This is a genomic window from Gordonia alkanivorans NBRC 16433 (assembly GCF_000225505.1).
Taxonomy (GTDB): domain Bacteria; phylum Actinomycetota; class Actinomycetes; order Mycobacteriales; family Mycobacteriaceae; genus Gordonia; species Gordonia alkanivorans.
This window is the reverse complement of record NZ_BACI01000072.1, coordinates 108,617-133,050: the sequence shown is the minus strand read 5'-3', so window position 1 is coordinate 133,050 and position 24,434 is coordinate 108,617. Positions and strand designations below refer to the sequence as shown.

Sequence of the window (24,434 nt, the reverse complement as noted above, 5' to 3'; positions counted from 1 at the left end):
CATGTCTTCCACCAATGTTATTCACAACCCCTTGTGGTGACCAGAAATGTCAGCCACTAGGTGTAGTGTTTGCCCTACCAGTCAGGCGGACAAGAGGAAGCGGATGTACTCCTCCGGAAACGCCAGGAAGCCGGTGACCCAGATCACCATCTTCACACTGGGAAACTGCACGTCACTGGCGATTCCAACGACCCGAGGAGAACCACTCGATGTCTTCCATCACCGTCTACACGAAGCCGGCATGTGTCCAGTGCAACGCCACCTACAAGGCCCTGGACAAGCAGGGTCTGTCCTACGAGATCGTCGACATCAGCCAGGACCCGGAAGCCCGCGACTACGTGATGGCGCTGGGTTACCTGCAGGCCCCGGTCGTCGTCGCCGGCGACGAGCACTGGTCGGGCTTCCGCCCCGACCGCATCAAGGCGCTCGCCACCGCTGCTGCCTGATCTCCCGCCGTCTGCCGTCACCATCGACCCCGCCGCGGGTGTGATCCGAAGGGGAAGCCGGATCCGCCGCGTCGGGATGTGACAGCAGAGATGAGTGTGGCCATCGGCCCGGATGCGGGAAATGGTCACGACGGTTCCGGCGTTGGAACCAGCAGGCGTCCCGACATCGGGCGCAACGAACAAACGCCATCACAATCGGTCACCGTCACCAGGGTTGGAGGGAGACATGTCGGCCACCTCGCCGTTGATCGTCTACTTCTCCTCGGTCTCCGAGAACACCCACCGGTTCGTCGAGAAGCTGGACATGCGTTCCGTGCGCATCCCGCTGACCGGCGCAGCCGGTGAATTCGGTGTCGACGAGCCCTACGTGCTGATCTGCCCGACCTACGGGGGAGGCAAGGCGACGGGTCAACCCGGCGGCTTCGTCCCCAAGCAGGTCATCCGCTTTCTCAACGACGAACACAACCGATCCCTGATCAGGGGGGTGATCGCGGCGGGAAACACGAACTTCGGTGAGGAGTTCTGCTACGCCGGCGACATCATCTCGCGTAAATGTCGCGTGCCCTACCTGTACCGATTCGAACTGATGGGCACCACCGACGACGTCGACCGCGTCCGCGCGGGACTGGCCGACTTCGCCCAGAGCCCGGCGTTCGCAACCGGTGTGTCGCTGCACGCCACACCAGCCTGACGCCCCGCCGAGCGCGTCACCACCGGACTGTCACACCCCGCCCATACGCTGCCCATGAGGCACTTGGTAAGCCCCCACTATCCGCAGGAGTCATCTGTCGTGTCGCCCACCGCCGCCGCCGTCTCGGACACCTCTTCAGCAAGCAAGTCGGGCGTGCATGCCGGCCCGTCGGGTCATGAACCCGGCGAGCTCGACTTCCATGCGCTCAACGCGATGCTCAACCTGTACGACGCCGACGGCAAGATCCAGTTCGACAAGGATCGCGAGGCCGCGCGCCAGTACTTCCTGCAGCACGTCAACCAGAACACCGTGTTCTTCCACGACCTCGACGAAAAGCTCGACTACCTCGTCGAGGAGAACTACTACGAGCCCGAGGTCCTCGACAAGTACGACCGCGAATTCGTGAAGGGCCTGTTCAAGCACGCCTACGACAAGAAGTTCCGCTTCCCGACGTTCCTCGGCGCGTTCAAGTACTACACGAGCTACACGCTCAAGACCTTCGACGGCAAGCGCTACCTCGAGCGCTTCGAGGACCGCGTCTGCATGGTGGCGTTGACGCTGGCCGACGGCGACACCGCCCTGGCCCGCAACCTGGTCGACGAGATCATCTCCGGCCGCTTCCAGCCCGCAACCCCGACCTTCCTCAACTCGGGCAAGAAGCAGCGCGGCGAGCCCGTCTCGTGCTTCCTGCTCCGCATCGAGGACAACATGGAGTCGATCGGCCGCTCGATCAACTCGGCGCTGCAGCTGTCGAAGCGCGGCGGCGGAGTTGCGTTGCTGCTCTCCAACATTCGCGAGCACGGCGCGCCGATCAAGAAGATCGAGAACCAGAGCTCGGGCGTCATCCCGATCATGAAGCTGCTCGAGGACTCCTTCTCGTACGCCAACCAGCTCGGTGCGCGTCAGGGCGCGGGCGCGGTGTACCTGCACGCCCACCACCCCGACATCTACCGCTTCCTCGACACCAAGCGCGAGAACGCGGACGAGAAGATCCGCATCAAGACGCTGTCGCTCGGCGTGGTCATCCCGGACATCACGTTCCAGCTGGCCAAGAACAACGACGACATGTACCTGTTCAGCCCGTACGACGTCGAACGCGTCTACGGCGTGCCGTTCGCCGACATCAACGTCACCGACCGCTACCACGAGATGGTCGAGGATCGTCGTATCCGCAAGACCAAGATCAAGGCGCGCGAGTTCTTCCAGACCCTCGCCGAGCTGCAGTTCGAGTCGGGCTACCCGTACATCATGTTCGAGGACACGGTGAACCGGTCGAACCCGATCGACGGCAAGATCACCCACTCCAACCTGTGCTCGGAGATCCTGCAGGTCTCGACGGCGTCGACCTTCAACGACGACTTGTCCTACTCCCAGGTGGGCAAGGACATCTCGTGCAACCTCGGGTCGTTGAACATCGCCAAGACGATGGACTCACCCGACATCGGCCAGACCATCGAGACCGCCATCCGCGGACTCACCGCGGTGAGCGACCAGACCTCGATCACCTCGGTGCCGTCGATCGAGCACGGCAACAACAACTCTCACGCCATCGGCCTCGGCCAGATGAACCTCCACGGCTACCTGGCCCGCGAGCGGATCTTCTACGGCAGCGACGAGGGCATCGACTTCACGAACATCTACTTCTACACGGTGCTCTTCCACGCACTCCGCGCGTCGAACCGCATCGCCCGCGAGCGCGGTCGGGCGTTCACCGGTTTCGAGAAGTCGAAATACGCGTCGGGTGAATTCTTCGACAAGTACACCGCCAAGGTGTGGGAGCCGGAGACCCAGAAGGTCCGGGACATCTTCGGGCAGGCCGGGATTCACATCCCGACCCAGGACGACTGGCGTGAGCTGAAGGAAGCCGTGCAGCGCGACGGCATCTACAACCAGAACCTGCAGGCCGTCCCGCCGACCGGTTCGATCAGCTACATCAACCACTCGACCAGCTCGATCCACCCGGTCGCGGCGAAGATCGAGATCCGCAAGGAAGGCAAGATCGGTCGCGTCTACTACCCGGCGCCGTACATGACGAACGACAACCTGGAGTACTACCAGGATGCGTACGAGATCGGGTACGAGAAGATCATCGACACCTACGCCGCGGCGACCCAGCACGTCGACCAGGGCCTGAGCCTGACGCTGTTCTTCAAGGACACCGCCACCACGCGCGACGTCAACAAGGCGCAGATCTACGCATGGCGCAAGGGCATCAAGACGCTGTACTACATCCGTCTGCGCCAGATCGCGCTCGAGGGGACCGAGGTGGAGGGTTGCGTTTCGTGCATGTTGTGATCCTTTGCCACACAATGCCTTTCAGTAGCTTTGGCCCCCACTCGACCAGTTAGACGAGGAACCGTCACATGACCTCCACCGAAAGCCACAGCCCCGCCGACGGCGCACCCATCAAGCTGGTCAGCCGGGTCTCGGCGATCAACTGGAACCGCGTCCCCGACGAGAAGGACGCCGAGGTGTGGGATCGCCTCACCGGCAACTTCTGGCTGCCGGAGAAGGTGCCGGTGTCCAACGACATCCCGTCGTGGGGCACGCTGACCGAATACGAGAAGCAGCTCACCATGCGGGTCTTCACCGGCCTGACGCTCCTCGACACCATTCAGGGCACCGTCGGCGCGGTGTCGCTGATCCCGGATGCCACCACTCCGCACGAGGAGGCGGTGCTCACCAACATCGCGTTCATGGAGTCAGTGCACGCCAAGTCCTACAGCTCGATCTTCTCGACCCTGTGCTCCACCAAGGAGATCGACGAGGCCTTCCGCTGGTCGGAGGAGAACGAGCAGCTGCAACGCAAGGCCCGCATCGTCATGGACTACTACCGTGGCGAGGATCCGCTCAAGCGCAAGGTCGCCTCGACGCTGCTCGAGTCGTTCCTGTTCTACTCGGGCTTCTACCTGCCGATGTACTGGTCGAGCCGCGCCAAGCTCACCAACACCGCCGACCTGATCCGCCTCATCATCCGCGACGAGGCCGTCCACGGTTACTACATCGGCTACAAGTACCAGCGCGGCCTCGAGACGCAGACGCCGGAGCGTCGCCAGGAACTCAAGGACTACACCTTCGAGTTGCTGTTCGAGCTGTACGACAACGAGAGCGACTACACCGAGACGCTCTACGACGAGGTCGGGCTCACCGAGGACGTCAAGAAGTTCCTGCGGTACAACGCCAACAAGGCGCTGATGAACCTCGGCTACGAGGCGATGTTCCCGAAGGACGAGACCGACGTGAACCCGGCGATCCTGTCGGCACTGTCGCCCAACGCCGACGAGAACCACGACTTCTTCTCGGGGTCGGGCAGCTCGTACGTCATCGGCAAGGCCGTCAACACCGAAGACGAGGACTGGGACTTCTAGTCCCGCACCGTTTTATAGCCCGAAGCCGCGCCCAGCGCGGGTTCGGGCTATAAGTCTGTGGCGGTCAGGCGGTCGTAGAGATCGCCGAGTTCGTCGATGGTCTCGGCGATGTCGGCCGGCGCCACACCTGTCGCCCGCAGCGCGGCGCGGAGATCCGAACCGTCGAGCGCGGTGAGCGGGTTCATCCGTGGGACCGACGGGAGCGGCGGCAACGGCGACGAGGTGCCGTAGAAGTCGTCGGGCCGCAGCGAGCCCGACGACGAGTCGTCGTCGGCGGCGGGGGATTGTGCGGGCCGCGAGTCGATTTCGGCGAGCAGGTCACGGAGATCGGTACCCATCACCGTCAGCAGTGTCAGCGGAGACCGGTCGATCTCGGCGGCGATCTCATAGCTCGTCACCAGCGCGTGGACGCACCGCGGAGCCTCGTCGGGGCAGGTGCAGTCGGTGGCGATGTCCGCCGATTCGGTGGGCACCAGGAGTTCGCCGAGGATAGGTGGCTGCTCGCCGCGCGTGAGTCGCATCAGTTCCTCGACGCCGCCTCGGTCGCGGAGTAGCCCGGCCAGCGTCGGTGTGTCGACCGTGCGGGTGGTGATGATGACGTCGAACGGTTCCAGTTGCGTGCCCTCCACCGACGCCGTCACCTGGCCCGCACCGATCCGCAGACCGCGCACATGCCGGTCACGGAAGTACCTGCGTGCCTTGGTGATGTGTCGGCTGTCGGCGGCCGCCTCACCGTCGGCGCCGCGGCCCTCGACCACGTCGACGAACGCCCGCGACCACGGCGTGAGACCGTATCCGCGGACGGCGATGGTGCCCCGTTCGCCTTTGCGTTGGGTGCCCTTCTTGCGCACGGTCATTCGCTCACCGCCTCGTCGCGGAGCCGGAAGAGTTCGAAGAGTTCGTCGTCGGCGAGGTCGGACACCCAGTTCTCGCCGGCGGCGACGGTGAGCCGGGACAGTTCGCGCTTCTTGGCGATCATGTCGTCGATCCGTTCCTCGATGGTGCCCACGCAGACGAACCGGTGCACCGACACCTTCTGGTTCTGGCCGATGCGGTACGCGCGGTCGGTGGCCTGATCCTCGACGGCGGGGTTCCACCACCGGTCGACGTGGATGACGTGGTTGGCCGCGGTCAGGTTGAGGCCGGTGCCGCCGGCCTTGAGGGTTGCCAGCATGACCGGGGGACCGTCGTCGGATTGGAAGCCGGCGACCATGCGGTCGCGTTCCGTGCGGCCGAGTCCGCCGTGCAGCAGCGGGATCGCGGTGCCGAACTGTTCGGCGAGCCATCCCGACAGCATCTCGCCGAACGTCGCGAACTGGGTGAAGACGAGTGCGCGGTCGCCCTCGTCGGCGACGGTGGAGACGATGTCGGCGAGCAATTCGACCTTGCCGGAACGATGTTCGCCGTCGCGGATGAGGTCGGTGCCGTCGGCGAGGTAGTGCGCCGGGTGGTTGCACACCTGCTTGAGCCGCGTGAGTGCGGCCAGCACGTTGCGACGACGCAGGGTGCGCTGCTGTTTGTCGCGCAGCGCTGCCATGAGTTCGTCGATGACCGCGCGGTAGAGCGCGGCCTGTTCGACGGTGAGGTTGGCGCGCACCGCGAAGTCCGCCTTCTCCGGCAGATCGGCGGCGATGGCCGGGTCGGTCTTCTCGCGGCGCAGGATGAACGGCCGTGTGATCGCGGACAGTCGCCTTAGGGCTCCGGGATCGCGGTCGCGTTCGATGGGTTCGGCATAGCGCGCGCGGAACACCGACGCCGACCCCAACAGTCCGGGGTTCACCAGGTCGATCACCGCGCGCAGGTCCTCGAGGCGATTCTCCACCGGGGTGCCGGTCAGCGCGAGACGGCGATCGGCGGGAATGTTCCGGATCGCCTTGGAGGCAATGGTGTTGACGTTCTTGAGGTGCTGGGCCTCGTCGACGACGACGCGGTGCCAGGGATGTCGGGAGAGCAGTTCGAGGTCGCGGCCGGCGATCGCGAAGGTTGTGACGACGATGTCGACGGAATCGCGGATCGTGGTGAAGACCGCGCCGGCGGCTCGCGACGGGCCGTGATGGATGGCCACACGCAGTCCGGGTGCGAACCGCGCTATCTCGCGAGACCAGTTGCCGACCAGCGACATCGGGCAGACGACGAGCGTCGGTCCGGGCCGGTCGGCGTCGTCGGCGATGACGCTGCGCTCGTGGCACTCGAGTGCGATCACCTGGAGGGTCTTGCCCAAGCCCATGTCGTCGGCGAGTACGCCTCCGACGCCGAGGTTCGACAGGTGTGCCAGCCAGTCCAGCCCTCGTTGTTGGTACGGCCGCAGCACGGCTTCCAGATCGGTTGGGGGTGTGACCGGTTCGGGTCGGATGGCGCCGCCTTCGGCGACGTCGTCGAGCCACGAGAGTCCTTCGACCCGGGCGACGGGGACCGGGAGCTTGTCCGACTCGCCGGTCACGAGACCGAACAGTTCGCCGAAGTCCGCGGGCGGCTGGGTTGCGGCGAGAGCACGTTGCGTCGCTACGAAGGCGGCGGCGCGCGTCAGTGCCGAACCCTCGGCGCGGACCCACACGCCACGCACCCGGACCAGATCGCCCTTCTGGCCGGACAATTCGTCGAGATCGGCGTCGGTGAGGGTGATGGCGTCGGATGAATCACCCAGTGCCAGTCTCCATTCGAACTCACGGATCTCGCGGAGACCGACCATGGCTGCGGGCGCCCCGCCGCCGGGTGGTGGCAGGGCACGCAGCGTGAGACTCGGCCGGACCTCGGCGATGGTGCGGGGGAGCAGCACCGGAATCCCGGCCGCGCCCAGTGCCGCGGCGCCGGTAGCGAACAGTTCGGCGGCGACGTCGGTGGGGAGCAGGAAGTCGAGGGAGCCGCGGTCCGGGTCGGCCCGGTCGAGTTCGGGGAACTCGCGTACCGCGGTGGCCAGCGCTGTGGTCAGCTCGTCGAGTTCATGAGCGTCGAGGCGGTGGGGTGCCACCGGCTCGATCTGACCGTCGATGCTGCGCCGGCAGACCTCGAGTCGCCAGCGCGAGGCGTCGGCGACCTCGTCGCGCGTGGGCAGGTCGAAGGTGTCGTCGTCCCACGCGTCGTCCCAATGGCTCTCGGTCAGGTCGTCGTACTCGGGTTCGTGGAGACGGAAGATCAGTGACTGGTCGTCTCGTGGCACGCCGGCATTCCACCGGGACCAGCTCCCCACAGCGGCCGCCAGACGCTCGGGGGAGCAGGGCGGGCCGACGTCGGTGCCGGGCAGCAGCGCGCGGACGACGGGCGACGCCGGACGCGGTTCGCCGAGCCGGGGGATCGAACGAGCGATCGTCGTGCGGCATTCGTAATCGACGAGCTCGGCGAGAAAGTCGTCGAGCGAGGCGTGGGAGCCGTTGTGCAGCAACGCATCCGGCGCACTGCCGAGGCCGACGGCATGCCAGCTGCGCCACGTCGGCGTCGGAATGACGACCCAGCGGAGCAGCCATTCGCCCGCGACCTGCTCGGCCGACGGCGCCACCGAGCCGGCGGCGACGAATGAACGTACGCCGTCGAGCAGGTAGCGATACCACCGGACATCGCCGGTGACCGTCGCCGACCGAGACGCGTCGAGCAGGGACACCGCCGACGTCAGGCCGAGCGTCGCCGCCCGGACGAACCGTCGGCGATTGCCCTCGCCGACGATCGGGATCTCGCTGCGGAACCGGCGGCCCGACAGGGCGTCGCGCAGCGGCTCGGGCAGGTCTGCCGGTTCGCCGTCGATCCACACGGCCATCCCCACACCGGGCCGCCACAGGACGTGGAGCGGCGCGACGGAACGGGGCCGGTGGGTTGAGGGCGAGGGGGCGGAGTCCGGCGGAGTCGGCCCACTGAGCTGCGGTTCTGATGGCATCGAGGATCGCCCGCCAGTCTAACGACGGCCCCCGACACTGCCGGTTTCCACATCGTCCGACGAGGGTAAGGGAGAAGATCGATTCCGCAGGCTCAACGCGGCACGAGAGTGCGAGGAGGCACCGATGGGACAGTCGAAGGACCAGCAGGCCGAACACGACGAGGGCACTGCCGAGGTTCGCAAGGACCCGCCCGGCCCCAAGGACCACGGACGTGAGGGCGGCATGGCGACCCGGGAGAACGCTCCCGACGCGGTGAAGCGCTCGGACCACACCGCGGACTGACGAGAAGCGACCGACGAGACGAAACCGACCGGGTACGCCGCACCGCGCGTACCCGGTCGGTTCTGTCTGGAGTCAGATGAGTCAGGAGACCTCGCGGAGGAGGCCGGTCGCGACGTCGAACACGAACCCGCGCAGCGAGCTGGTCTTGGTGATGAACGGACTGTTCTTGATGCGGTTGAGCGACTGCCGCACGTCGTCGTCGACGTCGCTGAACGCCTCGGCGGCCCACTCCGGCTTCTGCCCGATCTCGGTCTGGATGTCGCGCTTGAAATCGTCGTCGGTGAAGGTGAGCATGCCGCAGTCGGTGTGGTGGATCAGGACGATCTCGGTGGTGCCGAGCAGCCGCTGGCTGATGGCGAGGGAGCGGATCTCGTCGGCGGTGACGACGCCGCCGGCGTTGCGGATCACGTGGGCCTCGCCCTCGTTGATGCCGAGGACGCGGTAGACGTCGAGGCGGGCGTCCATGCACGCGACGATGGCGATGTGCTTGCTCGGCGGCAGCGGCAGGGGACCGTTGAAGGTCTTGGCGTACTCCGCGTTGTTGGCCAGGTACTGATCGGTGACAGTCATGCGCAAACAGTGATGCGTCAGAGAGTCCAGGGCGAGGGTTTGACCTGGCCTGATCCAAACGGTGGACGCGGGGGCCGCTCAGGAGTTGCCGTCGAGCGAACCCTTGACGTCGTTGAGGACCAGCCAGGCGGCAGCGAGGCCGGAGGAGTCGTACCAGACGGCGTCGTCGACGGCGAGCACGCGCTTCCACATCGAGGCACCCAGACCCAGCCACTCGTCGCTGAGCAGGACCTCTTCGCCGTGCTCCTGGCCCTTCTCACCTTCAAAGCTCACATAGATGAGGTCGCCTTCGGCCTCACGGAAGTTCTCGGAGGTGACGGGGAAGGAATCGGGGACCCGTTGCGGACCGGGCCGCTGGACGCCGATCTCACCGAGGACCTGGCCGGCGAAGGTGTCCATGCCGGCGATGGTCTCCGAGTCCTCGCCGAACCGGACCAGCGACACCTGCGTATGTGAGGCGTCCATGCGCCTGCCGGTCTTGGCGGCTTCGGTCGTGAACTCGGCCAGACGCTGCCGCCCGGCTTCGCTGCGGCCGACGGCGTCGGCGACGGCCTGGAACTGCTCCTGCCAGTCGCCGGCGGGGATCGTGGCCGAACGCACCGAGCCGAAGGGCTTCGACGACGCGGCGGTCTCGGGAGTGAGGAGGACGAGGTCGGCGTCGGCCTGCGACACAGCTGCGGCGTCGGGCGCGGTCCCGATCGCCGGCACCGACGACAGTCGGGGTCCGAGATAGGCGGGCACCGAACCAGGGGCAGCGGTCACGGCCGTCACCTTGTCGCCGATGCCGAGTGCACACAGGGCGTCCAGGAGCGCCGGATCGGTCACGACGATGCGGGTGGGATCGGTGGCGGCGTCGTCGGCCGGGGTGGGCGCGAGGCAGGTCTTCGAGAAGTCACGGTCGGCGGAGACGATGTTGACCTCCGCGACGCGGGTGACAGTGGTCGAGATGGTGGAGCCGTCGGGAGTGGTCAGCGGCTCGTCGCCGGAACACGCTGCCGACGCCGCGACGACGACCACGCCGAGGACCGCTGCCCAGACCGGCCGGCGTCCCCGCATACGACGAACACGTACATCCGTGACCCCGTTACCCCTGCTCTGCACCCGCCCAACCTAGCACCGGCGCCGGGGCGTCGAGCGTAGGCTTCCACGGGGCCGCCAGACCGTCGGCCGCAGACACCGAGCGGGGTCGCCAGACCACCCGGCGCGTCGAAGGAGGAAAGGGGTTTGAGCACGGCCGATGTGGTGCGTCGGGCGTCGAATACGACAGATCGTAGGACCCGTTCGGCCCGGGCGTCGGGAAGGGTTTAGGATCAGTACTCAGCGCTCGGTTTGTGTTCATGTGCCGACCGACGTTCGAAGGGGTTCGACGTCGAGCTCGCGCAAGAGGAGGATCTGTGACCGCGGTAGACCAACCCACCACGCAAGTGGCTCCAGTGCGACCATTCCCGGAGCGCTATCAGCCCAAGGGTTCGTTCATCTACAAGCTGTTGACGACGACCGATCACAAGCTGATCGGCATGATGTACATCACTGCATGTTTCGCGTTCTTCCTCATCGGCGGCCTGATGGCCCTGCTGATGCGTGGTGAGCTCGCGGCTCCGGGCATGCAGTTCCTGTCGACAGAGCAGTTCAACCAGCTCTTCACGATGCACGGCACCGTGATGCTGCTGATGTACGCGACCCCGATCGTCATCGGCTTCGCCAACTTCGTGTTGCCGCTGCAGATCGGTTCGCCCGACGTCGCCTTCCCGCGACTGAACGCACTCGGCTTCTGGCTGTTCGTCTTCGGTTCGACCATCGCCATCGCCGGCTTCATCACCCCGGGCGGTGCCGCCGACTTCGGTTGGACGGCGTACACGCCGCTGACCGACGCCGTACACAGCCCCGGCCTCGGTGCCGACCTGTGGATCATGGGTCTGGGTGTGTCCGGTCTGGGCACCATCCTCGGCGCGGTCAACATGGTCACCACCGTGGTCTGCCTCCGTGCACCCGGTATGACGATGTTCCGCATGCCGATCTTCACCTGGAACATCCTGGTGACCAGCGTGCTCATCCTGCTGATCTTCCCGCTGCTGACCGCTGCCCTGATGGGCCTCGAGGTCGACCGCCAGTTCGGCGCCCACATCTACGACCCGGCCAACGGCGGTGTCATCCTGTGGCAGCACCTGTTCTGGTTCTTCGGACACCCCGAGGTGTACGTCATCGCGCTGCCGTTCTTCGGCATCGTCTCGGAGGTCTTCCCGGTCTTCTCGCGTAAGCCGATCTTCGGATACTCGGGCCTGATCTACGCGACCCTGGCCATCGCCGCCCTGTCGGCCGCGGTGTGGGCGCACCACATGTACGTCACCGGCGCCGTGCTGCTGCCGTTCTTCTCCTTCATGACGTTCCTGATCGCGGTTCCGACCGGCGTGAAGTTCTTCAACTGGATCGGAACGATGTGGCGAGGTCACATCACGTTCGAGACGCCGATGCTGTTCTCCGTCGGCTTCATCGTGACCTTCCTCTTCGGTGGTCTGACCGGCGTCCTGCTCGCGAGCCCGCCGCTGGACTTCCACCTGTCCGACAGCTACTTCGTGGTCGCGCACTTCCACTACGTGCTCTTCGGCACCATCGTGTTCGCCACCTACGCCGGCATCTACTTCTGGTTCCCGAAGATGACCGGACGCATGCTCGACGAGCGCCTCGGCAAGATCCACTTCTGGCTGACGTTCATCGGCTTCCACATGACGTTCCTGGTGCAGCACTGGCTGGGCAACGAGGGCATGCCGCGTCGCTACGCCGACTACCTGCCGTCGGACGGCTTCACCACGCTGAACACCATCTCGACCATTGGTGCGTTCATCCTCGGCCTGTCGACCCTGCCGTTCTTGTGGAACGTCTTCCGCAGCTACCGCTACGGCGAGGTCGTGACCGTCGACGATCCGTGGGGCTTCGGCAACTCCCTGGAGTGGGCGACCTCGTCGCCGCCGCCGCGCCACAACTTCACCGAGCTGCCCCGCATCCGTTCGGAGCGTCCGGCCTTCGAGCTGCACTACCCGCACATGATCGAGCGGATGCGTGCCGAGGCTCATGTCGGCCCGGGTCACGACGCGGGCAAGGATCGCCAGATGGAAGAGGCTCGTCGCGAGCCGTTCACCGTGGGATCGCACGAGGGATCGCCTGATCCCGATCCGCGCTGACCGGTGGGCAACGACTCAACAGGCACTACCGGTACGACCGTTCTCTTCACTGTCACCGGTCCCGACCGGCCAGGTGTCACCTCTGTTCTCATGGGTGCCCTGGCCGGTCAGGCCGTTGCACTGCTCGACGTCGAGCAGGTGGTCATCCGCGGTCAGCTGACGCTCGGCGTGCTCGTCTCCGCGAACGGAGATCCCGAGACGCTGCAGGAGATCGTCGAGCAGGCGATGGCCTCCATCGGCTTCGACGTGCGGGTGGAGATCGGTGTCGATTCGGGTAGCCGTTCGACCTCGTCTCATGCCGTCGTGATCCTGGGCAGTCCGGTCACGGCCACCGCCTTCAGCGCGGTCGCCGCGAAACTCGCCGGTCAAGGCGGAAACATCGACTCGATCCGCGGTATCGCCGACTATCCGCTCACCGGCCTCGAACTGATGGTCAGCGTGGCCGGCCGCGGCGGGGTCGCCGCCGACGCCGCCCTGCGGAAGGGGCTCGCCGAAGTCGCCGCCAAGCATTCGGTCGACATCGCAGTCGAACGCGGTGGTCTGGCCCGGCGCGCCAAGCGCCTCATCGTCTTCGACGTCGACTCCACCCTGATCCAGGGTGAGGTCATCGAGATGCTCGCCGCGAAAGCCGGCCGTGAAGCCGAGGTCGCGGCGGTCACCGAAGCCGCCATGCGCGGTGAGCTCGACTTCGAACAGTCACTGCACCAGCGCGTGGCGGCCCTCGCCGGGCTCGACGCCGGGGTCATCGACGACGTCGCGAAGTCGCTGCAGCTCACGCCGGGCGCCCGCACCACGATCCGCACGCTGCATCGGCTCGGGTTCCACTGCGGCCTGGTGTCGGGTGGTTTCCGTCAGGTCATCGACGGTCTGGCCCACGAACTCGAACTCGACTTCGTGCGCGCCAACACTCTCGAGATCGTCGACGGCAAACTGACCGGACGCGTGATCGGCGAGGTCGTCGACCGGACCGGCAAGGCCCGTGCGCTGCGTTCCTTCGCCGACCAGGTCGGGGTGCCGATGGAGCAGACGATCGCCGTCGGCGACGGTGCCAACGACATCGACATGCTCAGCGTCGCCGGACTCGGCATCGCGTTCAATGCGAAGCCCGCGTTGCGGGAGGTCGCCGACGCCACGCTCAACCACCCGTTCCTCGACGCCGTGCTGTTCATCCTCGGGGTGTCGCGCGACGAGATCGAGGCCGCGGACGCCGCCGACGGCGTGTACCGGCGGGTTCCGCTCGGCTGACGTGTCGGACACGACAGACAACGCCGACGTGACGGGCTTGCCCGTCACCCGTGACGCCGTGACGCGGCCGCCGGTCACCCCCGATGCGGTCGTGGCGAACCATCGACGCCTCGTCGGATACGTCGGGGGCGGTGAGGATCCTGAGGATCCGGCCGACGTCCTGGCGATGGCGATGGTGCTGCGCGTCGAGAAGTCCGATCCGCCGGATCGCACCGACCTGTTGACCGCGGCGGCACGGGCCGTCGCGCTGCTGTGTCTCGACGACCGCGCAGCCGGTGACGGTCCGTGGGCGGCGGCGATGGACGACTGGTGCCAGGCCCGCATTCGTAAGATCGCTCGTCGAGCCCGTGGCGCGCAATGGGCTGCGGCGCAAGAGGTGTGGGGCGTGACCGCGACCGAGGGTGGCGCCGAGGCGCGCGCGTTCGTGCCCGGCCGCGTCGGCGATCTCGACCGGCGGGTCAAGAAGCTGCAGATCGGCGGCACCGAGGTCGACGGCGAACTCCCCACCGAGAGGCCGGATCACGGCGTGGTGCTGTGGACGAATCCCGGGCTCGACATGACCGTCGGCAAGCTCGCCGCGCAGGTCGGTCACGCATCGATGCTCGCCGCCAAACTTCTCGACGCCGACGAGGCGATCCGGTGGCGGCTCGACGACTGTCCGCTGGCGGTGCGTGAGGCCACGCCCGAACGATGGCGTGACCTGCTCGAGGCCGATGCGTCCGGCACCGCGGTCGCGGTCCGTGATGCCGGGTTCACCGAGATCGCGCCCGGTTCGGTCACCGTCATCGCCGAAGTCGTCGGGAACTGATCACGAGACAGGGGAGCAGATGAGCGCCACCGAACTACCGGACTGGGCGAAAAGCCTTGACCTGCAACCGCACCCGGAGGGTGGCTGGTTTCGCGAGACCTGGCGCAGCGGGATCGGGCTGCCGAACGCGGTGCTCCCGGCCGGCTACACCGGTGACCGGGCCGCCGGCACCGCGATCTACTTCGTCCTGACGCCCGGCCAACAGTCCGCGTGGCACACCGTGCGCGGCTCAGAGCTCTGGCTGCACCATCGCGGGGCGCCGGTGCAGCTCGATCTGGGCGGCGACGGCGATGCCCCCGGCGATCCGACCCCGATCATCGTCGGGCCCGACATCGAGGCCGGGAATCAGCCGCAGGCGCTGGTGCCGCCCGGCATGTGGCAGCGTGCGCGCCCCGTCGGCGACGAGGCGGCACTGGTCAGCTGTGTCGTCGTGCCCGGCTTCGACTTCGCGGACTTCCGGCTCGAGGACTGAGACTCGGCTCCGGGATCAACCGCCTACGGCCACCGGCGAATTCGCCGGGGCGAGATGCCCGAGAGTGCTCATCCAGACGTCGCGACTCGGTGCCAGCGACGCAACGATCAGCTCGTCGGCATCGGCATGTCCGGCGAACCAGCTCAGGTACTGTCGCACCTCATCGGGCGTCCCGATACCGGCGTAGGTGAGCATCTCGTCGATCTGGCGGCCTTGGGGCATCGACAGCACCGCGTCGGCTTCTTCGTCGGTGAATGTGCGGCCGCGTCCGTAGAGCAGGGAGACGCGCTGACGGCGGGCGATCTGCAACTGCTGCTGTGCGACGTCGGGATCGTCGTCGGCGATCACGCCGACACCGGCGATCACGTACGGCTCGGCGAGCACCTCCGACGGCCGGAACTCGCGGCGGTACAACTCGACTGCCTGCGTCAGGGCCTGCGGTGCGAAGTGCGACGCGAAGGCGTAGGGGAGTCCGAGGGCGGCGGCGAGCTGCGCGCCGAAGAGCGACGAACCCAGGATGTAGAGCGGTATGTGGGTCCCGGCGCCCGGCGTGGCGCGGACGCCTTCGATGCGGGACTCGTCGCCGAGGAACGCCTGCAGTTCGAGAACGTCGTGCGGGAACCGTTCGGCTGACGCGTGGGTGCGACGCAGGGCCTGGAAGGTCTGCTGGTCGCTGCCCGGGGCGCGGCCGAGTCCGAGGTCGATGCGGCCGGGATGGAGTTCGGCGAGGGTGCCGAACTGCTCGGCGATGGTGAGCGGGGCGTGGTTGGGCAGCATGACGCCGCCGGCACCGAGGCGGATGGTCGAGGTGTGGGCGGCGATGTGCGCGATGAGCACAGCAGGCGCCGACGACGCGATCGCCGACATGTTGTGGTGTTCGGCGTACCAGATCCGCTTGTATCCCCACTTCTCCGCGTTCTGCGCGAGATCGACACTGGCGGCGAGACTTTCCGCGACGGTCTCGTCGCGGCCGACGGTGGCGAGATCCAGGATGGACAGAGGAAGGTGTTGAGCGGTCACGTAGTCCATCAACCCGGCGAACCGGTCGGTGTATTCCCGTGACGTGTATCGGACACGGCTGAGCCGAACCGGTCGAACGGACGGGCGTGAGGCAGGATAGGGGTCGTGACCGAATCCGATCCCGACCTCTTGATCGACTTCCGCGACGTCGCGATCGTCCGTGGCGGCAAAACGCTTGTCGGCCCGCTGTCCTGGCAGGTCGAACTGGACGAACGCTGGGTCATCATCGGGCCCAACGGTGCCGGTAAGACGACACTTCTGCGACTGGCGGGTGCCGAACTGCACCCGACGTCGGGCACCGCATTCGTGCTGAACGAGAAGCTCGGCCGGATCGAGATCCGCGAACTCGCAACGCGGATCGGCGTCGCCAGTCCCGCTCTCGTCGACCGCGTGCCCGACCACGAGGTCGTCAGCGACGTCGTCATCTCCGCCGGCTACGCCGTCCTGGGGCGCTGGCGCGAGGCCTACGACGACATGGACCGCGACCAGGCCGTCGAATCGCTGGAGTCGATGGGCGCGGAGCATCTCGCCGACCGCACCTTCGGCACCCTGTCGGAGGGGGAGCGCAAGCGCGTGATCATCTCCCGCGCCCTCATGACCGACCCCGAACTCCTGCTGCTCGACGAGCCGGCCGCCGGTCTCGACCTCGGCGGCCGCGAAGAACTCGTCGACCGCCTCGCGACCCTCGCCGCCGACCCCGACGCTCCCGCCATCGTGCTGATCACCCATCATGTGGAGGAGATCCCGGAGGGGTTCACGCACGCGCTGATCCTGTCCGAGGGTGGCGTCGTGGCGCAGGGCCTCCTCGAGGAGGTGCTGACCAGTGAGAACCTGACGGCCGCCTTCCGGCAGCAGATCATCCTCGACAAGGTCGACGGCCGGTACTTCGCTCGACGCCGTCGCCGCGCGGGCGGTCACCGTCGAGCAGGAGGCAACTGATGACATCCACCGATCAGGGACCCGAGGTCGTGTCCGCACCGATCCGCGACGCCGCGACGGTCGTCCTGGTCCGTGACTCCGCCGACGGCATCGAGGTGTTCCTGCAGCGTCGGGTGAAGCAGATGGCTTTCGCCGGCGGCATGACCGTCTTCCCGGGTGGCGGCGTCGACAAGCGCGACGCCGGCGCCCACGTGGCCTGGACCGGGCCGCAAGCGGCGTGGTGGGCCGAGCAGTTCAACACCGATGACGAGCTCGCCCAGGCGCTCGTGTGCGCGGCCGTCCGCGAGACCTTCGAGGAATGCGGCGTTCTGCTCGCGACCACCGCCGACGGTTCTTTCGCCGACCCGGGCGCCCTCGCCGACGACCGGCAACAGCTCGTCGAGAAGTCTCTGTCCTTCGCCGAGTTCCTCACCGCGCGCGGCCTCACCCTGCGTGCCGATCTGCTGAGTCCGCTCGCGCACTGGATCACCCCGGTCAACGAGAAGCGTCGCTACGACACCCGGTTCTTCCTCGCTGCCATGCCCGAGGGCCAGCAGGCCGACGCCGAGACCACCGAGGCCGAGGTGGCGCGCTGGGTCAACGCCCGCGTCGCGATCGACGCCTGGGCCGAGGGCAAGCACTTCCTGATGCCGCCGACCTGGGCGCAGCTGCACTACGTCAGCGGCTTCCCGAGTGTCGATGAGCTGCTGGCCGCCGAGCGGTCCGTCGAGTGCATCCTGCCGAACACCACCCCGGGCGCCGGGCTCGCCGGACTCGGGTTCCCCGGCTCCGACGAGTACTTCCGCACGCTCGGCGATCAGACGCCGCCCGAGATCACGCTGTAGATCCTCACGGCTCGTCGAGATCGACGGCGTCGTCCTCGTCCTCGGCGATGTCCTCGCGATCCGCCCAGTCGAGCAGCGTGTTGAGCCGGTGGGCGACGTCGTCGATCTCGGCGTGCAGGTCGCCGAGTTCGGCGAATCGCGCGGGCACGGTGGCGATGGTGAAGTCGTCGGGTTCGATGTCGTCGATCTCGTTCCAGCGGATCGGCGTGGACACCGTCGCGCGTTGGTTGCCGCGCACCGAGTAGGCCGACGCCATGGTGTGGTCGCGGGTGTTCTGGTTGTAGTCGACGAACACGGCTGCCGGGTCGCGATCCTTGCGCCACCACGTTGTCGTGACGTCTTTGGGTGCCCGGCGCTCGACCTCGCGGGCGAACGCGAGCGCGGCGCGCCGGACCTGAGGGAACCCCCACTCGGGGGCGATGCGCACGTAGATGTGCAGACCGCGACCACCCGAGGTCTTCGGGAAGCCGCGCATGCCCAGCTCGTCGAGAACCTCCTCGACGACGTGGGCCACCCGCTGGATGCGTGAGAAGGTGCAGTCCGGCATGGGGTCGAGGTCGATGCGCCACTCGTCGGGGGATTCGGGGTCGGCGCGGCGTGAGTTCCAGGGGTGGAACTCGACCGTCGACATCTGTACCGCCCAGATCACCGATGCCAGCTCGGTCACGCACAGCTCGTCGGCGGTGCGTCCGTAGCGGGGGAAGTAGATCTCGGTGGTCTCGAGCCAGTCCGGTGCGCCCGCCGGGACCCGCTTCTGGTGCACCTTGTTGCCGCTGACGCCCTTGGGGAAACGGTGCAGCATGCAGGGACGTTCGCGCAGCGCCCGCACGATGCCGTCACCCACCGACAGGTAGTACTCGGCGAGGTCGCGCTTGGTCTCGCCGCGTTCGGTGAAGTACACGCGATCAGGGCTGGACAGGCGGACGGTGCGGTAACCCACCGTCAGCTCGATCGGCTCACCTGCGGAACCCGCGCCTTTGGCCATGTCGCCAACTGTAGGGCGCGCGGATGTGACGCGTGGGTTGTCGCAGGCTGATGACACCGGGCTGCGACACCGCGCCGACTTACCAGACGGTAGCCTTCGAGGATGCCTGAGTTCGTGACCCTCGAAACGTCCGACGACCATCCCGGCGTGGGCACCATCCTGCTGGCCCGCCCGCCGATGAACGCGTTGAGCCGCCAGGTGCAGGCCGAACTGGCCGCGGCCGCCGAGGAGGCGACCCTCCGCGACGACATCAAGGCCGTCGTCGTCTACGGCGGACCCAAGGTCCTCGCCGCCGGCGCCGACATCAAGGAGATGAACGACCTCAGCTACGCCGAGATGAGCAAGGTCGCCGGTCGTCTGCAGCGCGACCTCGGCGCCATCTCCGAGATCCCGAAGCCCACGGTCGCGGCCATCACCGGCTACGCGCTGGGCGGCGGCCTCGAAGTCGCGCTGGGAGCCGACCGCCGGATCGCCGGTGACAACGCGAAACTCGGCGTGCCCGAGGTTCTCCTCGGACTCATCCCCGGTGGTGGCGGTACGCAGCGTCTGGCGCGGCTCATCGGACCGGCCAAGGCCAAGGACCTCATCTTCACCGGCCGGTTCGTCGGCGCCGAGGAGGCACTCGCGATCGGCCTGGTCGACGAGGTCGTCGCCCCCGACGAGGTCTACAACGCCGCACTGGCCTGGGCGGGTCGGTTCACCAATGCCGCGTCAGTGGCGATCGCCGCCGCCAAGAAGGCCGTCGACCAGGGGCTCGGCGTCGACCTCCACACCGGACTCAAGATCGAGGAGCAGCTCTTCGCGGCGCTGTTCGCCACCGAGGACCGTGCCATCGGTATGAAGTCGTTCGTGGAGAACGGTCCCGGCAAGGCGGAGTTCACCGGTCGCTGACGGCGCGGCCCCACCAACATCACGACTGACCGACCCACGCGACAAGGAAGCGATCATGACCACCGACGCCACTCCGGGTATCGATCCGGCGCCGAATCCGCATGCCACCGAGGAACAGGTGCAGGCCGCTCTGAAGGACACCAAGCTCGCCCAGGTGCTCTACCACGACTGGGAGGCCGAGACCTACGACGAGAAGTGGTCGATCAGCTTCGACGAGCGCTGCATCGATTACGCGCGTGGACGTTTCGACGCCATCGAGATCGACGAGTCGCTGCCGTACGGGCGCGCGATGGAACTCGGTTGCGGCACTGGCTTCTTCCTGCTGAACCTCATGCAGTCGGGTGTCGCCGACAAGGGTTCGGTCACCGACCTGTCGCCGGGCATGGTGAAGGTCGCACTGCGCAACGCCGAGAACCTGGGACTCGACGTCGACGGCCGGGTTGCCGACGCGGAGAAGATCCCGTACGACGACAACACCTTCGACCTCGTCGTCGGACACGCTGTGCTGCACCACATCCCCGACGTCGAGCAGGCGCTGCGCGAGGTGCTGCGCGTGCTCAAGCCTGGCGGTCGTTTCATCTTCGCCGGCGAGCCGTCGACCATCGGCGACTTCTACGCGCGCTGGATGAGCCGCGCGACGTGGGCCGTCACCACCAACGTGACCAAGTTCGGGCCGCTGCAGAGCTGGCGGCGTCCGCAGGAGGAGCTCGACGAGTCCTCGCGTGCCGCGGCTCTAGAGGCCGTCGTCGACATCCACACCTTCGATCCCGACGAGCTGGCCGGCATCGCCCGTTCCGCCGGAGCCGCCAAGGTCGCCACCGCCACCGAGGAACTGGCCGCCGCCATGCTCGGCTGGCCGGTCCGCACCTTCGAGGCCGCGGTGCCGCCGGAGAAGCTCGGCTGGGGCTGGGCGCGGTTCGCGTTCGGCGGCTGGAAGCGTCTGACGTGGCTCGACGAGAACGTCTTGCGCAAGGTCGTGCCGCAGAAGTTCTTCTACAACGTGGTGGTCACCGGCACCAAGCCCGGCGATTCGTAGAAAGCGCAGGGTTATAGCGCGCATTCTCTCTACCGATCGGGTCGTCGCCTCTGCGGCGGCCCGATCGTCGTTTTCGGGACCGAGGCCGCTTCTTGCGTGCAACCATGGGCTATGGCCACCCTGCTGACGTCCGATGAGTTCGAGATCCGTCTGCTCTTCAGTGATCCGGTACCGGAGGTGAGGCAGTTCCTCCACGAGGTCATCGCGAAGCGTGAACCGATCGCTCTCGACGTCGAGGGGACGGTGCATCTGCTGAACGTCGCCAACGCCAGACACGTGGTGCTGGCCGATCAGGACCCGGACGACGAGTCGCTGGCGACCGGCGATCGGACCACGATCGTCACATCCCTCGTGGAGCTGCGTCAGTAGGCTCTGCGACGCGGCGGGCGGCCCGGGGAGACGCGGGCCACGACGGTAGCCTGCAAGGATCATGAGCTACTCCTTCAGTCTCGACGACGTCGCCTTCCTGCGGTCGCGGCATGGTGAGAAGGCCCTGGAGACGGTGTCGGCTCTGGCCCTCACCCCGGCGTCGATGCTGTCCGACATCACCGAGGTCCGCAGCCGGTATGCACCGCATGATGCCGCGCTGATCGAGACCGTCCGGAACCGTCGACGAGCCGCGTCGAAACTGCGGGACCCGGCCGAGTTGTTGCTCACCGACGACGGCGTGCAGCAGGCGACCGCCTCGGTCGTCGCCGCGCACCGCGCCGCCGAGATCGCCGCCCGGTTTCCGGCGTCGGTGGTCCACGACATGACCTGCTCGATCGGTGCGGAGCTACGAGAACTGGTGCGCGTCAACGGGATCACCGGAGTGATCGGCAGCGACCTCGACCGCGTCCGGCTCGCGATGGCGCGCCACAACGTACCCGACGCGACGCTCCTCGTCGCCGACGCGCTCACCCCGACCTCGACTGCGGACGTACTCCTCGCCGACCCCGCGCGACGGTCCGACGCCGGCCGGATCTTCCGCCTCGACCAGCTGACCCCACCGCTGCTGGAACTGCTCGCCACCTATGCGGGCCGCGTGCTGATCGTGAAATGTGCTCCCGGACTGGATCATCAGATGCTGCGCAACCGGTTCGGATTCGACGGCGAGGTCCAGGTGACCTCGCTGGACGGCGGTGTCCGGGAAGCGTGCCTGTGGTCGGGGCCGGGGATCGAGACCCGGCGCCGGGCAACGGTTCTGCGTACGCGGCCCGACGGGACGGTGTCGCAGTTCGAGATCACCGATCACGAGGACGACGACGTGCCGGCAGGCGAGGCGGGGGAGTGGATCGTCGACCCGGACGGTGCCGTCGTGCGTGCCGGTCTCGTCAAGCACTACGCCCACCGTTTCGGACTGTGGCAGCTCGATCCCCAGATCGCCTACCTGACCGGCGATTCGGTGCCTGCGGGAGCACGTGGGTTCCGGGTGATCGAGCAGGTGGGCGTGACGGAGAAGGTTCTCCGCAAGGCCCTGGCCGCGCACGGTTGCGGGCCGCTCGAGATCCTCGTCCGCGGCCTCGACCTCGATCCCGATCAGCTCCGCAAGAAGCTCAAACCCAAGGGCGCCCGGCCACTGTCGGTGGTGCTCACCCGGATCGGACGCAAGGGAACCGCCTTCATCTGCGAGCCGGGAATCAGGTTCTGACCCGATCGCTTGTAAACCGGAGCTTGACACTCGGGCGCTTGTAAACCTAGTCTTTACAAGTGTCCGAGGTGGAAGAAACAGCACGGGAGATCGAGCGATACGCGCGCAGCGTGGCGACCGGACCCGGTTCCGAACCGGGTGACCCGGGTGCCCGCGAAGCGGCTCTGACCAGAGTCCATGACGCACTCCAATTGGGCCGTCGTGCAGAGGAATTGCTCAGTGCCACGGCTCGTTCGGCGCGCGAGTTCGGGTGTACCTGGCAGGAGATCGGCGACGTCGTCGGCGTCACCCGTCAGGCGGCGTTCCAACGCTTCGGCAAACCCATCGATCCCAGAACAGGAGCACCCATGCAGAAAGTCACGATTGCCCACGCCGACGCCATGGCCCTTGACATCATCGAGAAGATCACCGAGGCCGAGTGGGCGACCGTCACGGCACGTTTCGACGAGACCATGACGGCTGCCCTGTCCGACGCCGCACTGGCCGACGCTTGGGCGTCGGTGGTGGCACTCCACGGTGAACTCGAGAGGACCGGAACGCCTTTCGTGCGCGGTCACGGCCTCCACACGGTGGTAGACGTGCCGCTCGAGCAGGAGGCCGGGGAGGTGGTTTTCCGCGTGGCGTTCGACGCCGACGGCCGGATCGCGGGATTGTTCTTCCTCAATCCCGACGCAGCGAGCCAGGAGCTCTGAGCGACCACGCACAAACACGATGCGGGCTGAGTGCCGGTTTCCGGCACTCAGCCCGCATTCTGGTTCCGGCGCTTTATCCCAGGTTGGCCTTGCTGTCGAAGAAGTACACCTCGCCGAGGTTGGTCGCGGTCGCGATCTGGCCCCAGTAGGAGACCGAGACGCCGGTCGCGAAACCCGACGAATTCGGCAGTGGCAGGGTGCGTTTCGTCGCCCCGTCGTCGGTGGAGACCTCCACCAGCGACAGCGTGTCCTTGCCGGCGTCGCGGACGACCGTCCAGGCGGTCTTCTGCTGGGTCAACGCGGACAGGCTCACCGTGGCGAGATCGGTGCGCTGCCACACCTTTTCGGCGCGGTCACCCGCGTCTCGGTACAGCGTGAGCGGGGCACCGAGCGAACCGGTGGGGATGATCAGGCCGTCGGGCGACACGGTCATCGTCGCGAAGCCGTGGCCGCCGATGTCCTGGGTCCACTTGGTCGACCCGTTCTCGGTGTTCAGGGCGACGATCTTGCCGTCGCGCGAGAAGGCGTAGAGCGTCGCACCGTCGGCGGACAGGGTCGGCGTACCGATGACGCCGCTCGGGACGTCGGTCTGCCATGCGGTTCGCACCTCGCGCTTGCCGGCGACCTTGTTGTACTTCATCGCCCGGATCTGCGACGACGCCGCGCCCTGCGGGAAGAAGTTGAGGTAGAAGCGTTCCCGGTCGGTGTCGACCGCCGCGGGTGCCGGGATCGCGCACTGCGGTCCGTTGCGCACACAGTCGCCGAAGCCGAGGAGCGGCTCCTCCGGATCGGCGTCGTCGCGCAGCTTCACCTCGGGGGCGACGAGCTCGTTGCGCTGGGTGTCGATCAAGAGGATCTGGCCCTGCGTCGTCGTCACCAGCACCTCGTTCGGCGCAGCGAACTTCGCCGACAGCGGGACACCGATCACGCCGGCGCGCCAGCGGATCGCACCACCGGCGTTGAACGCGAGGAAGGTGGCCTCCTCGCCGAGGTACGGCTGGTCGTACTGGTCGACGAGCATCGCGTTGACCTCGACCCCGGCACGCATGTCCTTGCAGAAGTTCTTGCGTCCCGACCGGCCGTCGAGCACCAGGACGTTGCAACCCTGGGTGGCATTCGACGTGACCCCCACATTGCCCTTGCCGGAGATCGTGACCGGCGCCGTGACCGGACCGCCGGTGGGTCGGGTCCAGCTGAGGGTCAGATCATCGGGGACGTCGGCGTAGGCGAAGTTCGCGTTGCCGGGCACGCCGCCGTAGCTGGGCCAGCCGACGCTCGGGATCGAGCGTACGTCGATGTGACCGTCGGAGCAGCCGGCGAGCACCAGCGAGCTCACGGCCGTGACGGCGACGAACAGGCGGGTCAGCGCAGATCGGCGGTGTCGGGACACCTGCGGTCGTGCCAAGGCCATCGGCGCTCCTCATCGTCGGTCCTCACCGGCACGCGTCGTGCCAGCAGTGAGCCTATCGTGCGCGATTTTCGGGTCGTTT

Annotated in this window: 23 protein-coding genes; 16 read left to right on the top strand and 7 right to left on the bottom strand. The window is 67.2% G+C overall.

The genetic code is table 11. The features are described 5' to 3' along the window. Positions 1-209: 209 nt before the first annotated feature. From GOALK_RS13785 to nrdF, 4 genes are all read left to right on the top strand, one after another. Positions 210-446, top strand: coding sequence for a redoxin NrdH (locus GOALK_RS13785; protein WP_005198719.1), 237 nt, complete (start codon positions 210-212; stop codon positions 444-446). Between the two features lie 226 nt (positions 447-672). Further along, complete coding sequence (gene nrdI / locus GOALK_RS13780) at positions 673-1,137, top strand: class Ib ribonucleoside-diphosphate reductase assembly flavoprotein NrdI (protein WP_006359437.1); 465 nt, start codon at positions 673-675, stop codon at positions 1,135-1,137. 99 nt (positions 1,138-1,236) lie between these two features. Further along, a complete protein-coding gene (gene nrdE, locus GOALK_RS13775) occupies positions 1,237-3,432 on the top strand; it encodes a class 1b ribonucleoside-diphosphate reductase subunit alpha (protein ID WP_006359436.1) in 2,196 nt (731 codons plus the stop codon). 68 nt (positions 3,433-3,500) lie between these two features. Continuing rightward, positions 3,501-4,505 carry a class 1b ribonucleoside-diphosphate reductase subunit beta gene (gene nrdF / locus GOALK_RS13770; RefSeq protein ID WP_006359435.1) on the top strand — a complete coding sequence of 335 codons (1,005 nt, stop codon included), beginning with the start codon at positions 3,501-3,503 and terminating at the stop codon, positions 4,503-4,505. A gap of 47 nt (positions 4,506-4,552) precedes the next feature. Here the strand turns inward: nrdF and GOALK_RS13765 are convergent, their stop codons facing one another. Beyond that, entirely contained in the window at positions 4,553-5,362 is an 810-nt protein-coding gene (locus GOALK_RS13765) for an SWIM zinc finger family protein (RefSeq protein WP_006359434.1), read from the bottom strand. Continuing rightward, positions 5,359-8,370, bottom strand: a complete 3,012-nt coding sequence (locus tag GOALK_RS13760; RefSeq protein WP_040004217.1) for a DEAD/DEAH box helicase — start codon at positions 8,368-8,370, stop codon at positions 5,359-5,361. Before GOALK_RS13760 ends, GOALK_RS13765 begins: the two co-directional genes overlap by 4 nt. Positions 8,371-8,494: 124 nt before the next feature. Between GOALK_RS13760 and GOALK_RS24045 the strand changes: the two genes are divergently transcribed. After that, positions 8,495-8,653, top strand: coding sequence for a hypothetical protein (locus GOALK_RS24045; RefSeq protein ID WP_006359432.1), 159 nt, complete (start codon positions 8,495-8,497; stop codon positions 8,651-8,653). An 81-nt stretch (positions 8,654-8,734) separates the two neighbouring features. On the opposite strand, the gene GOALK_RS13755 is transcribed toward GOALK_RS24045, so the two are convergent. Both GOALK_RS13755 and GOALK_RS13750 read right to left on the bottom strand, forming a co-directional pair. Further along, positions 8,735-9,223 (bottom strand): beta-class carbonic anhydrase, encoded by a 489-nt coding sequence (locus GOALK_RS13755; RefSeq protein ID WP_006359431.1) that lies wholly within the window; start codon positions 9,221-9,223, stop codon positions 8,735-8,737. Between the two features lie 78 nt (positions 9,224-9,301). After that, positions 9,302-10,279 (bottom strand): ABC transporter substrate-binding protein, encoded by a 978-nt coding sequence (locus GOALK_RS13750; protein WP_006359430.1) that lies wholly within the window; start codon positions 10,277-10,279, stop codon positions 9,302-9,304. A 338-nt stretch (positions 10,280-10,617) separates the two neighbouring features. Between GOALK_RS13750 and ctaD the strand changes: the two genes are divergently transcribed. Genes ctaD through GOALK_RS13730 form a run of 4 tightly spaced genes read left to right on the top strand, consistent with a single transcriptional unit; the run spans position 10,618 to position 14,927 of the window. Beyond that, positions 10,618-12,402 carry an aa3-type cytochrome oxidase subunit I gene (gene ctaD, locus GOALK_RS13745; protein ID WP_006359429.1) on the top strand — a complete coding sequence of 595 codons (1,785 nt, stop codon included), beginning with the start codon at positions 10,618-10,620 and terminating at the stop codon, positions 12,400-12,402. A gap of 3 nt (positions 12,403-12,405) precedes the next feature. After that, entirely contained in the window at positions 12,406-13,647 is a 1,242-nt protein-coding gene (gene serB, locus GOALK_RS13740) for a phosphoserine phosphatase SerB (protein WP_075863831.1), read from the top strand. Position 13,648: 1 nt separating this feature from the next. After that, entirely contained in the window at positions 13,649-14,455 is an 807-nt protein-coding gene (locus tag GOALK_RS13735) for an aminoacyl-tRNA hydrolase (RefSeq protein ID WP_006359427.1), read from the top strand. 19 nt (positions 14,456-14,474) lie between these two features. Further along, entirely contained in the window at positions 14,475-14,927 is a 453-nt protein-coding gene (locus GOALK_RS13730; protein ID WP_006359426.1) for a cupin domain-containing protein, read from the top strand. A 15-nt stretch (positions 14,928-14,942) separates the two neighbouring features. On the opposite strand, the gene GOALK_RS13725 is transcribed toward GOALK_RS13730, so the two are convergent. Continuing rightward, on the bottom strand, positions 14,943-15,956 hold the full coding sequence (locus tag GOALK_RS13725) for an LLM class flavin-dependent oxidoreductase (RefSeq protein WP_006359425.1): 1,014 nt from the start codon (positions 15,954-15,956) through the stop codon (positions 14,943-14,945). Between the two features lie 96 nt (positions 15,957-16,052). Between GOALK_RS13725 and GOALK_RS13720 the strand changes: the two genes are divergently transcribed. Both GOALK_RS13720 and GOALK_RS13715 read left to right on the top strand, forming a co-directional pair. Continuing rightward, positions 16,053-16,886, top strand: a complete 834-nt coding sequence (locus tag GOALK_RS13720) for an ABC transporter ATP-binding protein (protein WP_006359424.1) — start codon at positions 16,053-16,055, stop codon at positions 16,884-16,886. Next, positions 16,886-17,710 carry an NUDIX hydrolase gene (locus tag GOALK_RS13715; protein ID WP_006359423.1) on the top strand — a complete coding sequence of 275 codons (825 nt, stop codon included), beginning with the start codon at positions 16,886-16,888 and terminating at the stop codon, positions 17,708-17,710. Before GOALK_RS13720 ends, GOALK_RS13715 begins: the two co-directional genes overlap by 1 nt. Before the next feature lie 4 nt (positions 17,711-17,714). Here the strand turns inward: GOALK_RS13715 and ligD are convergent, their stop codons facing one another. Next, positions 17,715-18,695 carry a non-homologous end-joining DNA ligase gene (gene ligD, locus GOALK_RS13710; protein WP_006359422.1) on the bottom strand — a complete coding sequence of 327 codons (981 nt, stop codon included), beginning with the start codon at positions 18,693-18,695 and terminating at the stop codon, positions 17,715-17,717. A 102-nt stretch (positions 18,696-18,797) separates the two neighbouring features. Between ligD and GOALK_RS13705 the strand changes: the two genes are divergently transcribed. From GOALK_RS13705 to GOALK_RS13685, 5 genes are all read left to right on the top strand, one after another. Continuing rightward, positions 18,798-19,586, top strand: a complete 789-nt coding sequence (locus GOALK_RS13705; RefSeq protein WP_040004216.1) for an enoyl-CoA hydratase-related protein — start codon at positions 18,798-18,800, stop codon at positions 19,584-19,586. A gap of 55 nt (positions 19,587-19,641) precedes the next feature. Beyond that, entirely contained in the window at positions 19,642-20,622 is a 981-nt protein-coding gene (locus GOALK_RS13700; RefSeq protein ID WP_006359420.1) for a class I SAM-dependent methyltransferase, read from the top strand. 111 nt (positions 20,623-20,733) lie between these two features. Next, positions 20,734-20,991 (top strand): hypothetical protein, encoded by a 258-nt coding sequence (locus GOALK_RS13695; protein WP_006359419.1) that lies wholly within the window; start codon positions 20,734-20,736, stop codon positions 20,989-20,991. 61 nt (positions 20,992-21,052) lie between these two features. Continuing rightward, a complete protein-coding gene (locus tag GOALK_RS13690) occupies positions 21,053-22,252 on the top strand; it encodes a class I SAM-dependent methyltransferase (RefSeq protein WP_006359418.1) in 1,200 nt (399 codons plus the stop codon). A 59-nt stretch (positions 22,253-22,311) separates the two neighbouring features. Then, on the top strand, positions 22,312-22,944 hold the full coding sequence (locus GOALK_RS13685; RefSeq protein WP_006359417.1) for a DUF3887 domain-containing protein: 633 nt from the start codon (positions 22,312-22,314) through the stop codon (positions 22,942-22,944). Positions 22,945-23,017: 73 nt separating this feature from the next. On the opposite strand, the gene GOALK_RS13680 is transcribed toward GOALK_RS13685, so the two are convergent. After that, complete coding sequence (locus tag GOALK_RS13680; protein ID WP_006359416.1) at positions 23,018-24,355, bottom strand: outer membrane protein assembly factor BamB family protein; 1,338 nt, start codon at positions 24,353-24,355, stop codon at positions 23,018-23,020. Positions 24,356-24,434: the final 79 nt, after the last annotated feature.